Raw genomic sequence first — 14,032 nt, 5'->3', positions numbered from 1 at the left:
GTCCCGACCCGCGCGGCGCCCGGGTCGGGACGGTCACGGTGCGTCGCCGCTGAGCGCACCGATCGCCCGGTGCACCCGGACCCGGCGGGAGTCGGCGGTCCGGGCCTGCAGGACCGGCAGGATCAGCCGGTAGCGGGCGGTCCGGTCCAGGGCGTCGAACGCGCGGGCGGCACCGGGGTTCGCGGCGAGCGCGGCCGCGAGGTCGTCGGGGACCGTGGCCGTTCGCTGCGAGCGGTAGGCGGCGTCCCATCGTCCGTCGGCCTGTGCCCGGCGCACCTCGGCGAGACCGGGTTCGCGCATCCGTCCCGCCGCGGTGAGTGCGGCGACCTTGTCCACGTTGACGCGTGACCAGAGGCTGCGAGGCCGCCGCGGCACGTACTTCTGGAGATAGTGCGTCGCGTCGCGGGCGCGCCGTTGCCCGGAGATCCAGCCGTAGCAGAGGCCGACGTCCACCATGTCGTCGTCGCCGATCGACGGAACGCCGGAGTTCTTCTTGGCCACCATGATCCAGACGCCCTCGCGCCGGGCCCAGTTCTCGGTCAGCCATGCGTCGAACTCGTCGGCGTCCCGGAAGGCGACGACCTCGACCCCGTCGATTGCGTCCATGGGCCGATCGTAACGGCGGCGGACCACCCGAAAGACCCGTGCGGCGCGGGCGGTGTCGCCCACAATGGGTGCATGCGCGGCCGCGCCGGTCCCGGTGTTCGTCGGCCCCGACTCGTCGGGGCCTGCGCGGCCCTGCTCGTCGCGGCGACCACGCTGACCCTCGCCGGCCCCGCCGCGTCCGCCCCGGCGCCCGGGGTGCCCGGCACCGTCACCGCGAGCACCCCGCTCCCGCCGACCGCGTGGATTCCCGGCGCGGCGAGCGGAGTCGCCGTCACCTACCGCACGCTCGGGCCGCAGAATCGTCCCGCGACCAGCACCGGCGCGGTGTTCACGCCGCCGGGCCCTCCCCCGCCGGGCGGGTGGCCGGTGATCTCGTGGGCCCACGGTGCGGTCGGGATCGCCGACGCGTGCGCCCCGACGGTGACCGGCCGGATCGGCGGCCCGTACCTGGGCCGCTGGCTCGCGCAGGGGTACGCGATCGTCGCGACGGACTACGTGGGCCTCGGCACACCCGGCGTGCACCCGTATCTGGACGGAACGTCGGAGGCGCACGCCGTCGTCGACATGGTTCGGGCCGCACGGGCGGTGGAGCCGAGCCTGTCGGACCGGTGGGTGACGCTCGGGCAGTCGCAGGGCGGACAGGCCGCGATGGTGACGGCCACGATCGCCGGCGCCTACGCGCCGGAACTCGACCACCGCGGCACCGTCGCGCTGGGTGTGCCCTCGAACATCGAGAACCTCGCGCCGCTGGGCGGCCCGCTGTTCCCGCCGCTGCCGCTGACCGGCACCACCGCCTTCATCGCGTACGTGCTGGCGGGGCTGCGGGCGGCCCGGCCGGACGTGGACGTCGACTCGTATCTCAGCGCGCGGGGCCGAGAGGTCCTCGCCCGGGCCGAACGGCTCTGCTACGAGGAGGCCGCCGCCGCGATCGGAGACACGTCGATCGGGGCGCTGTTCTCCCGGCAACTGGACGCCCCGATCCTGGGTGCGCTGCGGGAGACGCTCGCGATCCCGGTGCGCGGCTACGACCGTCCCCTGTTCCTCGGGCAGGGTCTGCTGGACACGGTCGTGCCTGCCCCGCTGACCTTCGCGCTGGCCGCGGACCTGGCCGGCCACGGACAGCAGTTCACGTTCCGGGTGTACCCGACGGGTCACCTCGAGACGATGCTCGCCTCCGAACCGGAGGCACACACGTTCGTGCGCGACCTGTTCGCGTCGACGTGACCTGCATCCGCACCCACACCGAGGAGCACACCATGGCACTCGACCCTCTCGATCCGACGTCGGCGGTCGTTCTGGGGCCGTTCATCGACGCCGCCTACGGCCAGTTCCGGGTGCACGAGTCCGACGTGAGCCCGGCGGCGATCCCGCTGCCGACCGGGTACTCGCTGGTGCGCAACATCCAGATGCGCGACTTCCTGGTCGGCGAGGAGGCGCCCCGGTTCTACGGGTACCTCGCGGCCGGGCCGGCGATGCAGGTGATCGCGCTGCGCGGCACGGCCACGATCACCGAGTGGTTCGACGACCTGCACTGGGACTCGACGCGGTTCACGCCGGCGGCGAACGCGGGCAACGTGGTGGCCGGATTCTTCGGCATCTACCGGACGATGACGACGACGGAGCCCGGGCAGACGGCCGCGACCCCCGGCATCGCCGGTCTCGTCGCCGCGGTCGATCCCGCGCTGCCGCTGGTCGTGACGGGTCACAGCCTCGGTGCGGCGCTGAGCACGATGCTGGTGGTGGATCTGGCCGCGAACAGCGCGCTGAGACCGCAGGCGTGGACGTTCGCCTCACCGAAGGTCGGGGACTCCGCCTTCGTCGCGCGCTACACCGCGCTGACGACGGTGTCGTGGCGCATCTACAACGTCGTGGACATAGTCACGCTGTTCCCGGTCAACTCCGAGGACCCGTACCAGGACGTCCCCACCGGCCACCGGATCGACTCGGCCGGCTACGCCAGGTGGGACTTCGGGTGTGCACACGCGATGAACACCTATCTGCACGGCCTGGATCCGGCGATCGCGCTGGATCCCGCGTGCGTGCGGTGACGGGGGCGACCATGACCACCTGGCAGGAATTCACCGAGTCCGCCCCACTGGTCTCGACGGTGTTCCGGCGCCGCCACGCCGCCACCGGAAACCTGTGCCTGCTCGCGACCCTGCGGTCGGACGGCTTTCCGCGGATCAGTCCGATCGAGCCCCGCGTGTTCGAGGGCGAGTTGTGGATCGCCGGGATGCCCGGCACCACCAAGTTCCGGGACCTGGCCCGTGATCCGCGCTTCTGCCTGCACACCGCCACGGTCGACTCGATGGTCGGCGACGGCGACGCGAAGGTGTGGGGCCGGGTCCACGACGTCCGGGACCCGGCGCTGCACGAACGGTTCGCGGTCGCGCTGTTCGAGGAGACCGGATTCGACCTGCGGGGGCGGGAGTTCCGGCCGTTCTACGCCGCCGACATCACCGCCGCATCGGCCGTCGAACTCGTCGACGGACACCTGGACATCACGATCTGGCGGCCCGGCCACGCCGAACGTGTCGTCCGCAAGCACTAGCCGCGGCACCGCGCCGTCGCCCCGCGCCAACCCTGGACGATCGGCTTCGCGGAGTCACGACCCGGGCGTCGGGCGCTCCGGGCCGGTCGTCGTGGTGGTGTCGGCGAGAGACGAAGGCGCACCGAGGTTTCCGCGCCGGGCCGTCGCGGAGCGGGCCCGGTCGGGCAACGACGTCGAATGCGGCCGATCGAGCATTCCCCTCCGCCGTCGGCCATGCGTCCCATAGTGAGCGCATGCGGTCGACCCGGACGAGGGGATCCGGTACCGGTTGCGTGCGCGCTCCTGGGGGAAGTACGACGAGGGCTGAGCACCCGGGACGCCGGCGGCTCCGGTCTTCGCCGATCACCGGGCGAACGGCACGCCGTCCACGTCGTGGTCACCCACCCGACCGGCCCCGGCCCCGCCGGAACAGCGCGTTGCCCAGCCAGACGACCGGGTCGTAGCGACGGTCGACGACGTGTTCCTTCATCGGGATCAGTGCGTTGTCGGTGATGCGGATGTGTTCCGGGCACACCTCGGTGCAGCACTTGGTGATGTTGCACAGCCCGAGCCCGTGCTCGGTCTGTGCGGCGTCCCGCCGGTCGGCGACGTCGAGCGGGTGCATCTCCAGTTCCGCGATCCGCATCAGGAATCGTGGTCCGGCGAACGCGGCCTTGTTCTCGTCGTGGTCGCGGACGACGTGACAGGTGTCCTGGCACAGGAAGCACTCGATGCACTTGCGGAACTCCTGCGACCGCTCGACGTCCACCTGCGCCATCCGGTACTCCCCCGGAGCGAGATCCGGGGGCGGCGTGAACGACTGGATCTCACGGGCCTTGACGTAGTTGTACGACACGTCGGTGACCAGATCGCGGATCACCGGGAACGTGCGCATCGGGGTGACGGTGACGACCTCGTCGTGGGCGAACGTCGACATCCGCGTCATGCACATCAGCCGGGGTCTGCCGTTGACCTCCGCGGAACAGGATCCGCACTTGCCCGCCTTGCAGTTCCAGCGCACCGCGAGGTCCGGCGCCTGGGTCGCCTGCAGCCGGTGCACGATGTCGAGGACCACCTCGCCCTCGTTGACCTCGACCGAGTAGTCGCGCAGATCGCCGCCGTCCGCGTCGCCGCGCCACACCCGAAATGCCGCCTGGTAGCTCATTCCCGTTCCGCCTTCCCGGGGTGTCCGGCGAGTTCGGCATCCGTGTAGTACTTCGCGACCTCGCCGAAATCGAAGAGCGCGAACAGGTCCGGTCGCATCGGGACCTGCGGCTCCGGCGCAACGGTGACGTCGGGGACGACGCGGCCACCGGTGTCCGGGCCGCCGACGAGGCTGCAGACCAGCAGGGTGTTGCGCCAGGTCGGATCCATGTCGGGATGGTCGTCGCGGGTGTGCCCGCCGCGACTCTCGGTGCGCAGCAGCGCCGCCTTCGCGACGCACTCGCTGACCAGGACCATGTTGCGCAGGTCGACCGCCAGGTGCCAGCCGGGATTGAACTGGCGGTGCCCCTCGACGGCGACCGATTCGATCCGGTTGCGGATCCGTTCGAGGGCGTCGAGCGCGGACCGGATCTCGGCGTCGGTGCGGATGATCCCGACCAGGTCGTGCATCACCTGCTGCAGCTCCAGGTGCAGGGTGTACGGGTTCTCCACCGGCGACCCGTCGGCGGGCGGGTCGAACGGCGCCAGTGCCATCGCGGCCGCGGCGTCGACCGCAGCCGGGTCGACCGGCGGTCGGCGGGTGAGGGATTCGACGTAGGTCGCGGCCCCGAGTCCGGCCCGCCGGCCGAACACCAGCAGGTCCGAGAGCGAGTTGCCGCCGAGGCGGTTCGAGCCGTGCATCCCGCCGGAACACTCACCGGCCGCGAACAGCCCTGGCACACTGGAGGATCCGGTGTCCGGGTCCACTTCGATGCCACCCATCACGTAGTGGCAGGTGGGCCCGACCTCCATCTGCTCCCTGGTGATGTCGACGTCGGCGAGCTCGAGGAACTGGTGGTGCATCGACGGCAGCCGCCGGACGATCTCCTCCGCCGGCATCCGCGACGCGATGTCGAGGTACACGCCACCGTGTTCGGTGCCGCGACCGCCCTTGACCTCCGCGTTGATCGCGCGGGCCACCTCGTCCCGGGGCAGCAGGTCCGGGGTGCGCCGGGCGCTGTCGTTGTCCGCGAGCCACCGGTCGGCCTCGTCCTCGGTCTCGGCGTACTGCCCCTTGAACACCGCCGGGATGTAGTCGAACATGAACCGCTTGCCGTCCGAGTTCTTCAGCACCCCGCCGTCGCCGCGGACGCCCTCGGTGACGAGGATGCCCTTCACGCTCGGCGGCCACACCATCCCGGTCGGATGGAACTGGATGAACTCCATGTTGATCAGCGCCGCCCCGGCCCGCAGCGCGAGCGCGTGCCCGTCGCCGGTGTACTCCCACGAGTTCGACGTCACCTTGTAGGACTTGCCGATTCCGCCGGTGGCGAGCACCACCGCGGGCGCCGAGAACAGGACGAACCGCCCCGATTCACGCCAGTACCCGAACGCCCCGGCGATCGCCCCGTCGGTGTGGAGCAGTTCGGTGACCGTGCACTCGGCGAACACCCTGATCCGGGCCTCGTGGTCACCCGTTTCGGCGAAGTCCTCCTGCTGCAGGGACACGATCTTCTGCTGCATCGTGCGGATCAGCTCGAGACCGGTCCGGTCGCCGACGTGCGCGAGGCGCGGGTAGGTGTGGCCACCGAAGTTGCGCTGGCTGATCCGGCCGTCGGGGGTCCGGTCGAACAGGGCGCCGTAGGTTTCCAGCTCCCACACCCGGTCGGGCGCCTCCCTGGCGTGCAGTTCCGCCATCCGCCAGTTGTTCAGGAACTTGCCGCCGCGCATCGTGTCCTGGAAGTGCACCTGCCAGGAGTCCTTGGAGTTGGCGTTGCCCATCGCGGCCGCACACCCGCCCTCGGCCATCACGGTGTGCGCCTTGCCGAACAGCGACTTGCACACGACCGCGACGCGCAGGCCGCGCTGGCGGGCCTCGATGACCGCCCGGAGGCCGGCGCCGCCCGCGCCGATGACCACCACGTCGTAGTCGTGCCGCTCGATCTCGGCCACCGGCGCTCCCCCTCTGTCACGGTTGGTCGGGCAATCCCCGTCAGTTGACGAATCGCAGGTCCGAGATGGTCCCGCTGGCAACGAGCATGATGTAGAAGTCGGTGAGCATCAGCGTGCCGAGAGTGATCCAGGCCAGCTGCATGTGGCGGGTGTTGAGTCGGCTGACCCACGTCCACATCCGGTACCGCACCGGGTGCGCGGAGAAGTGCTTGAGCCGGCCACCGGTGGCGTGCCGGCACGAGTGGCACGAGACGGTGTACGCCCACAACAGGATCACGTTGGCGACGATGATCACGTTGCCGAGTCCGAATCCGAATCCGCCTGCGGGGCCGTGGAATGCGAGCACCGCGTCGTAGGTGTTGATCGCGGAGACGATCAGCGCGACGTAGAAGAAGTACCGGTGCGAGTTCTGCACGATCAGCGGCAGCCGCGTCTCGCCGGTGTACCGCGAGTGCGGTTCGGCCACCGCGCACGCGGGCGGCGCCATCCACACCGACCGGTAGTAGGCCTTGCGGTAGTAGTAGCAGGTGAGCCGGAACCCGAGCAGGAACGGCAGCGACAGGAACGCCAGCGGGATCCACATCGGCAGCTCGCCCACCCACACCCCGAAATGGGTGGAGCCGGGTGCGCACGACGCGCTGACGCACGGCGAGTAGAAGGGCGTCAGGTAGTGGTACCGGTCCACCCAGTACGCGGTCCGCACGAACGACCGGACGGTCGCGTACACCACGAAGACCGTCAGACCCAGCGCCGTCAACAGCGGCGGCCGCCACCACGCGTCGGTCCGCAGCGTGCGCGCCGCGATCGCGGCGCGCACGGGTGACCGGACCCCGGTCGTCGTTCTCGCCGGGGCGCTCACCGCTCGTGCGGGTGACCGCCGACACCCTCGTCGTCGGCGCCCTGCCACAGCGACTGGTCGTACGGACCCTCCGGCACCGCGACCCGCTCGGCGGGCGGTACCTGCTGGGCCAGCCGCGGCGGCGATTCGTCCAGGTCGCTGGCGTCGATGCCGAGGCGTTCGACGTCGTTGGCGAGCCGGCGGACCGCGGACGCGTCGCCGTACACCGACCGCAACGAGCCGACGCACTGGCGCAGGTGACCGATCGTGCGGTGCAGCTCCATCATTTCGCTGGTGGACATTCGAACCTCCAACCACAGATGATGTGATGGCTCTCACAGTACGGCAGTTGTGTTGCACGCGCGTGCGATCCGAAAGGGACACGAGCCCATGTCGAACGAAACGGTGTCCGATCCCCGGCTCACGACGCCGGGGTACGACTTCACCGACCCCGCGGTCTACGCGTCCGGGGTGCCGCACGAACGGTTCGCCGCGCTGCGCCGCACCAGCCCGGTCTGGTGGAACCCCCAGCCGCCCGGTGTCGGCGGGTTCCGCGACGAGGGGTTCTGGGTGGTCACCCGGCACGCCGACGTGCGGGAGATCTCCCGCGACAGCGCGCTGTACTCGAGCTGGCGCAACGGTGCGATCGTGCGCCTGCGGGACGACGTCGACCGCGAGACGTTCGAGATGCAGCGGCTGATCATGCTGAACAAGGACGCCCCGGAGCACACGACGCTGCGCAAACTCGTCGCGCGCGGGTTCACGCCCCGCGCGATCGAGGGTCTGCGACGGGCGCTCACCGACCGGGCCGGCCGGATCGTCGCGGAGGCGGCCGCCGCCGGCGCAGGCGACTTCGTCACCCAGATCGCGTCCGAGCTGCCCCTGCAGGCGATCGCCGAACTGATCGGTGTCCCCCAGTCCGATCGGCGCAAACTGTTCGACTGGTCCAACGACATGATCGGCGGCGACGACCCGGAGTACGGCGTGGACCCGCTCGAGGCGGTCTCGCAGCTGCTCGGCTACGCGTACTCGATGGCCGACGACCGCCGCCGGTGCCCGGCCGACGACATCGTCACGACCCTGGTCCAGGCGGACGTCGACGGCGACGCCCTCACCCCGGAGGAGTTCGGGTTCTTCGTGCTGCTGCTCGCGGTCGCGGGCAACGAGACGACCCGCAACGCGATCACCCACGGCATGATCGCGTTCCTCGACCACCCCGACCAGTGGGAGCTGTTCAAACGCGAGCGCCCTGCCACCACCGCCGACGAGATCGTGCGCTGGGCGACACCGGTGACCTCGTTCCAACGGACCGCGACCGCGGACACCGTGCTGGGCGGGCAGACGATCCGGGAAGGCGACCGGGTGGTGATGTTCTACGCGTCGGCGAACTTCGACGAGGAGGTGTTCGAGAACCCGACCGCGTTCGACATCACCCGGGATCCCAACCCGCACCTGGGTTTCGGCGGGTCGGGTGCGCACTACTGCCTCGGCGCGAACCTCGCCCGGATGGAGATCGACCTGATCTTCGGCGCGATCGCGGACCGCATCCCCGACATCGCCCGGCTCGGCGACCCGGAGCGACTGCGGTCGGGATGGCTCAACGGCATCAAGCACTTTCCGGTCGGCTACGGCGGCGGATGCCCGGTGCCGCACTGAGCCGATCCGGCGTCCCCGCCCCGGATCCGCCCGACGTCACACCCGCGCGCGCAGGTCCGTGGCGAGTTGGGTCACGGTCTCGGCCGCGCAGGCGCGGTTGTCCCCGACGCCGCCGGACGCGCCTCGTTTCGCCCAGCCGACGACGTAGAGTCCCGCGAGCGGTTCTCCGGTCTCGTCGGAGATCACCCGGCCTCGACGGTTCGGCACGACCCCGCGTGCGTCGAGCGGGACGCCGTCGATCCGTTTGGTGGTGAACCCGGTGGCGCAGATCGCGGAGTTCGCGTGGAAGCTGCGACCGGCGGTCGTGGTGACCGTGACGGCGCCGAGGCCGGTCGTCGCGAGGTCGGCGACCTCCTGCCCGAACGACAGCACGATGCGCAGGGGGCCCGCGGAGTCGGTCGGCGGGGCGTGCATGCCGAGGACCTCGGTGGACGGCAGGTGCGACAGCTCCCGCAGCAGCGAGCCGCCCGCCCCGGCGCCGGGCGCGACACCGGCGCGGTCGATCAGCACCTCGGCGTGCTCGAGGTCGAGAAGCTCGTGCAACGCGGACGGAGTGAACGAGGCGCGGTCCGGACCCGACCGTGACAGGACCACCAGCTCTCCGACCCGGTCGCCCGCGGAGGCCCGATGGCGGGTTCTCGCGACCCACCGGACGACGTCGAAGGCGACGTTGCCCGCACCGATCAGGGCGCAGGCCGGTCCGGCGGGCGCGGGCGGTCGGAGGCCCGGGGCCCCGAGATTCTCGGCGACCAGGATGTCGATGGCCTGGTGGACGCCGCCCGTGGCGGCGCCGGGGCCGACCTGGCGCGGCTGGGACGCGCCACAGGCGAGGACCACGGCGTCGAATCTGGTCCGGAGTTCGTCGATCGACACGTCCACGCCGACTTCGGTACCGGAAACGATCGTGACGCGGTCGTCGTGGAACGGCACGTCGAACAGTCGGATCATCTCGCGCACGCCGACGTGGTCGTGGGACACCCCCCGGTGCAGCAGGCCCCCGACGGTGTCGTGCTGCTCGTAGACGGTGACGCCGATCGACGTCGAACGCCGCAGGAGTTCACGGACGGTGTACATCGCGGCCGGCCCCGACCCCACGATCGCGATCTCGAGCCTGTCGCTCGGGCGGGCCAGCGTCAGCTCGAAGACGGCGCGGGGTCGGGCGCGCGGTGCGGTGGGGGCCTGCGCGAAGAACTCCCTGTTGCGGATCGCGTACCGGTGCTCGGTCGAGGTCAGCGCGTGCTCGGGTTTGATGGCCGAGGCCGGGCAGGCCTCGACACATGCCGTGCAGTCGATGCACGAGCCGGGGTCGATGTACAGCGTCTCGGCGTCGGCGAAGCCCTCCTCACCGGGGGCGGGATGAATGCAGTTCTGCGGGCACACCCGCACACAGGACGCATCCTTGCAGCAATGTCCCAGGATGACGTGGGCCACGACGGCTCCTACTCAGAGAAGGTTCGACTTTCGGTAGATCCACCGAGCGCCGAAATTCAGCAGTCCTTCTTTGCTCAGGAATTCGATGAACGGCTCCGCCGCCCGGCGGAACATCATCCGATGGTGCTCGTTGTCGTCGATGTTCGACCTCACGACGTCCCAGTCGAGTCCGAGATCGTCGTACACCCGGCGATTGATCAGACTCCGTGCGATCAGATGCGTTCCCAACGCGATCAGCAGCGTGCTCACCCATCGCCGGAATCGGGAGAGCCCGATCAACCGATCGCGGATCTTCCGACGTGCGTACGCCATGTGCCGGGACTCTTCGACAACGTGAATGTAGGCAGCGCGGCGAATGGGTGCGGCGACGTCCTCGCTGGTCGTCCAGTCACGTTGCATGACGTCGAAGATCTCCTCACCGGCGAGGACGACACCGTAGGCCACTTCGTCCCAGACGATGTGCCGGAACACCCAACCGAAGAAGTCCAGCATGCGGTCGCGCGGATAGAACCGCGATCCGATGCTGTCGACGGCATTCGCGAACATCAGCGAGTGCAGGTTCTCGTCCGCACATTCGTTGAAGAGGAACTTGACGTCCGGTCGGGCCGGATCCGCACTGTGGCTCGCCCTCAGCAGGGCCACCTGCAAACCCACCTCCAGCCAGATGCCGACCCCCAGGAACTGGGCCACCTCGCTCCTGGTGAGCCGGACACGCTCCGGTTCCGACAAGCTGTCCCACATCGGGGTGCCGAACAGGGGCGACCACTCCGGCGTCATGCCGTGGCGCTCGTCGTCGCCGGGTTCGGACCGGTAGACCAGCGGACTCCTCGAATCGAAGGACAGCCGCTTGGCAGATTCCAAAAGGGTCTCGAACAGTGCGTCGCTTTCGGAAGCTGTCATCCTTCCTTACTCCTCAATTCGGCTGAAATCGAATTTCGATTCGATTAACGTCTCGACGTGGACACTCGGGTTCCGGCCCGCCACCCGCGCGAGCACGGACGGGCTCCGGTTTGACAACTCTTTACCATTGTCGTTCCCGGTGTCAGAACATGGCTCGAATCATACTGGCGCGCAGCGCCGGATGACGCATGGGCACGCGGCGCCGAATACCGGCGGACCCGATTCCGGCGAACAACGCGGGCGACGAATATCGATTCAATGTGAATCTATAATGTAAATCGATCCTGGCGGAGGGCGGTTTGTCCGCCCTACGGATCACGAGGCGGCGACCATCCGGGCGCAGCGGATCGCGGGCCGGACACGGCCGCGGCCCGGTCCGCGCTCGCCACATCCCCCACCACCAGGCCGTGCCGGTTCTAGATTCGAATCATGGACCTGCGCCAGATGGAGTACTTCCTCGCCGTCGTCGACAACGGCGGGGTGACGCGCGCCGCGGAACAGCTGCGGGTGGCGCAGCCCTCGCTGTCGCAGGCTGTGCGCAAGCTCGAGAAGGACCTCGGCATCGAGCTGTTCCACCGGGTCGGGCGCGGACTGGTGCTCGCCCCCGCCGGCGAGGCCCTCGTCGGCCCGGCCCGCGCCATCCTGCGGGACGTGGCGTCGGCGGCCAGCGCGGTCCGCGACGTCGGTGCGATGGGCGGCGGCCGGATCGACATCGCCTCGCTGTCCGACCTGTCCTCCGACCCGCTGTCGGTGTGGGTCGCCAAGTTCCGCAGGCAGTACCCCGACGTCCGCTTCCACATCGAGGAACGCGACGAGACGGCCGACGTCGTCGCGCTCGTGAAGTCCGGCGCCTGCGAACTGGGCATCCTCTCGCTCCCCCTGCCGACGGAGGAACTCGACGGCGAGGCGCTGATCGACCAGCACCTGGTGCTGGTGTGCCCGCCGGGCACCGACGCCCGGTGGCCCGACCCGGTTCCGATCGAGAGCCTCTCCCGCGCGCCGTTCGTGATGGGTGAACGCGGCACCGCGACCCGCGACTTCATCGACCGCACGCTGCGCCTGCACGGTGTCGAACCCGACGTCGCGGTCGAGGTGCGTCAACGCGGCGCCGTGCTGCCGATCGTCCTCGCCGGCGGCGGTGTCGCGATCATGGCGCTGCGCAGTGGACTCGACGCGATGCTCCGCGGCGGCGTCGTACGCGAGCTCTCGCCCCGACTGACCCGCCCGATGGGGGTGGTGCACCGGCCCGGACGGATCACGGCGGCGTCGACCGAGTTCCTGGCCTGCGCCCGCGCGTCCTTCGAGGAGTTCGCCCAGTCGATCGCCGAGCACATGGCCGAGGGGGCCTCGCTGGTCGAGGCCGCGAAACGCACCCGCGACGAAGGGGACCGCCGGATGCGCGAGGAGAACGCGCGCCGGTCCGCCTGATTCATAGGCTATGGCAGTATTTTTCCAATCTTTTTCGTCTTTGACCCAATTGATTCCCGCGCCTTGAATGGTGTGCACCCGATCACACCGTCGCGACGCGAGTCGGATCCCTCACCAGGCAGCCGCCTTCGGACCACCCGACCCGGGCCCACCCCGCTCGCCGGTGTCCCCCGTCGTCCGTCTCGAAGGGACCTCCATGACTCAGACAGCAGAGCCGGCGGCAACGTCGGCACCGGCAGCCCAGCCGGCGGCGCCACGGCAGGCGCGCCGCGCCTGGATCATCGTCGGCCTCCTGGTCCTGTTCATGCTCATCAACCACGCCGACAAGACCGTCATCGCGTTCGCCGGGGTGCAGATCCAGCGCGACCTCGGGCTGACCTCGGAGCAGTTCGGGCTGCTGCAGAGCGCCTTCTTCTGGCTGTTCGCGGCCGGCGCCCTGTTCTTCGGCTGGCTCTCGTCCCGGGTGAACATCCGATGGCTGCTCGCCGGGCTGATGCTGACCTGGGTCGCCACGATGGTCCCGCTGCTCGGCACGGTCAGCTTTGGCGTCCTCATCGCGTCCCGCATGATCCTCGGCTTCGCCGAGGGTCCCGCGTTCGCGCTGGCCAACCACGCCGCGCACTCCTGGTTCCCGCCGGAGAAGCGGGCCATGGCGGGCGGTTTCGTCTCCGCGGGCGCCTCGATCGGCACCCTGGTCGCCGCGCCGGTGCTCACCTTGATCATCTCCCACTGGAACTGGCACGCCGCGTTCTACGTGCTCATCGCGATGGGCCTCCTGTGGGCTGTGGCCTGGCTGATCCTCGGCCGCAGCGCCAGCGAAAGCGACAGCGGCGGGGCTGCCTCCAGCGCCGTGGTCGAGACGGTCGACGCCCCGTACAAGACGATCCTGAAGACCGGCACCGTGATCGGCATCGCGGTACTGATGTTCAGCTCGTACTGGTCCACCGCCCTGAAGATCTCCTGGCTGCCGGTCTACCTCCAGGAGGGGCTGGGCTACGACACGGCCACCACCGGCCAGCTCATGATGCTGCCCTACGGGCTCGCCGCCATCGGCGCGATCGTGGCGGGCTGGTTCTCCGGCAGGCTGGTCTCCCGGGGCGTCTCCCGCCGGGTCGCCCGCGGCTACCTCAGCGCGGCCCTCGTCGCCGGCGGTGGGCTCTCGATGGCCGGGTTCACCCTGCTCCAGCAGGGTGCCCCGCAGCTGATCCTGGTCGCCCTCGCGTTCTCGCTGAACACCGCGGCCTTCGGCGTCGCGCTCTCGGCGGTCGCCGACGTCGTCTCGGCGAAGAAGCGCGGCATGGTGCTCGGCATTCTCTCGGCGATCGCGAGCATCTCCGGGATGGTCGCGCCGCTCGTCATCGGCTTCGCGGTCGGCTCGTCCGCCGACAAGATCACCGGCTACGCGTTCGGCTTCCAGTCCAGCGGCGTCCTGCTGATCGTCGGCGCGGTGATCGCGGTCTTCCTGGTCAATCCCGAGCGCGACATCGCCCTCATCCGCCGCCGCGTCGAACAGACCGCACGTCCCAGCATCGAGGAGACCGCGTGAA

13 protein-coding genes are annotated in these 14,032 nt (G+C 70.0%); 6 read left to right on the top strand and 7 right to left on the bottom strand.

Annotated features, from left to right (window positions below; translation table 11 throughout):
• Positions 1–33: 33 nt before the first annotated feature.
• Complete coding sequence (locus ABD951_RS13890; RefSeq protein ID WP_345345715.1) at positions 34–606, bottom strand: YdeI/OmpD-associated family protein; 573 nt, start codon at positions 604–606, stop codon at positions 34–36.
• Positions 607–678: 72 nt separating this feature from the next.
• Here ABD951_RS13890 and ABD951_RS13885 point away from each other — a divergent pair, with 72 nt between their 5' ends.
• From ABD951_RS13885 to ABD951_RS13875, 3 genes are read left to right on the top strand one after another with little or no spacing between them, the layout of a single operon-like run.
• Entirely contained in the window at positions 679–1,830 is a 1,152-nt protein-coding gene (locus tag ABD951_RS13885; protein WP_345345714.1) for a lipase family protein, read from the top strand.
• A 32-nt stretch (positions 1,831–1,862) separates the two neighbouring features.
• Positions 1,863–2,654, top strand: coding sequence for a lipase family protein (locus ABD951_RS13880; protein WP_345345712.1), 792 nt, complete (start codon positions 1,863–1,865; stop codon positions 2,652–2,654).
• An 11-nt stretch (positions 2,655–2,665) separates the two neighbouring features.
• Positions 2,666–3,157, top strand: coding sequence for a pyridoxamine 5'-phosphate oxidase family protein (locus ABD951_RS13875; RefSeq protein ID WP_345345710.1), 492 nt, complete (start codon positions 2,666–2,668; stop codon positions 3,155–3,157).
• 376 nt (positions 3,158–3,533) lie between these two features.
• Here ABD951_RS13875 and ABD951_RS13870 read toward each other — a convergent pair whose 3' ends face one another.
• Genes ABD951_RS13870 through ABD951_RS13855 form a run of 4 tightly spaced genes read right to left on the bottom strand, consistent with a single transcriptional unit; the run spans position 3,534 to position 7,372 of the window.
• Positions 3,534–4,301 carry a succinate dehydrogenase/fumarate reductase iron-sulfur subunit gene (locus ABD951_RS13870; RefSeq protein WP_345345708.1) on the bottom strand — a complete coding sequence of 256 codons (768 nt, stop codon included), beginning with the start codon at positions 4,299–4,301 and terminating at the stop codon, positions 3,534–3,536.
• Positions 4,298–6,232, bottom strand: a complete 1,935-nt coding sequence (locus ABD951_RS13865; RefSeq protein ID WP_345345706.1) for a fumarate reductase/succinate dehydrogenase flavoprotein subunit — start codon at positions 6,230–6,232, stop codon at positions 4,298–4,300. The genes ABD951_RS13870 and ABD951_RS13865 overlap by 4 nt, the downstream gene beginning before the upstream one ends.
• A 40-nt stretch (positions 6,233–6,272) precedes the next feature.
• A complete protein-coding gene (locus tag ABD951_RS13860; RefSeq protein ID WP_345345704.1) occupies positions 6,273–7,091 on the bottom strand; it encodes a hypothetical protein in 819 nt (272 codons plus the stop codon).
• Entirely contained in the window at positions 7,088–7,372 is a 285-nt protein-coding gene (locus ABD951_RS13855; protein WP_345345702.1) for a hypothetical protein, read from the bottom strand. Before ABD951_RS13855 ends, ABD951_RS13860 begins: the two co-directional genes overlap by 4 nt.
• Before the next feature lie 88 nt (positions 7,373–7,460).
• On the opposite strand from ABD951_RS13855, the gene ABD951_RS13850 reads away from it, so the two are divergent.
• Positions 7,461–8,726 (top strand): cytochrome P450, encoded by a 1,266-nt coding sequence (locus ABD951_RS13850; RefSeq protein ID WP_345345700.1) that lies wholly within the window; start codon positions 7,461–7,463, stop codon positions 8,724–8,726.
• 36 nt (positions 8,727–8,762) lie between these two features.
• Here the strand turns inward: ABD951_RS13850 and ABD951_RS13845 are convergent, their stop codons facing one another.
• Complete coding sequence (locus tag ABD951_RS13845; RefSeq protein WP_345345698.1) at positions 8,763–10,157, bottom strand: 4Fe-4S binding protein; 1,395 nt, start codon at positions 10,155–10,157, stop codon at positions 8,763–8,765.
• Between the two features lie 12 nt (positions 10,158–10,169).
• Complete coding sequence (locus ABD951_RS13840) at positions 10,170–11,057, bottom strand: AurF N-oxygenase family protein (RefSeq protein WP_345345696.1); 888 nt, start codon at positions 11,055–11,057, stop codon at positions 10,170–10,172.
• A 429-nt stretch (positions 11,058–11,486) separates the two neighbouring features.
• Here ABD951_RS13840 and ABD951_RS13835 point away from each other — a divergent pair, with 429 nt between their 5' ends.
• A complete protein-coding gene (locus ABD951_RS13835) occupies positions 11,487–12,485 on the top strand; it encodes a LysR family transcriptional regulator (RefSeq protein WP_345345694.1) in 999 nt (332 codons plus the stop codon).
• A gap of 196 nt (positions 12,486–12,681) precedes the next feature.
• Entirely contained in the window at positions 12,682–14,031 is a 1,350-nt protein-coding gene (locus ABD951_RS13830; protein WP_345345692.1) for an MFS transporter, read from the top strand.
• Position 14,032 lies beyond the last annotated feature (1 nt).

Origin of the sequence: Rhodococcus olei (assembly GCF_039540555.1) — a bacterium.
Lineage (GTDB): Bacteria > Actinomycetota > Actinomycetes > Mycobacteriales > Mycobacteriaceae > Rhodococcus_G > Rhodococcus_G olei.
The sequence above is the reverse complement of the archived record's forward strand: the minus strand, read 5'-3'. Positions and strand labels throughout refer to the sequence as shown.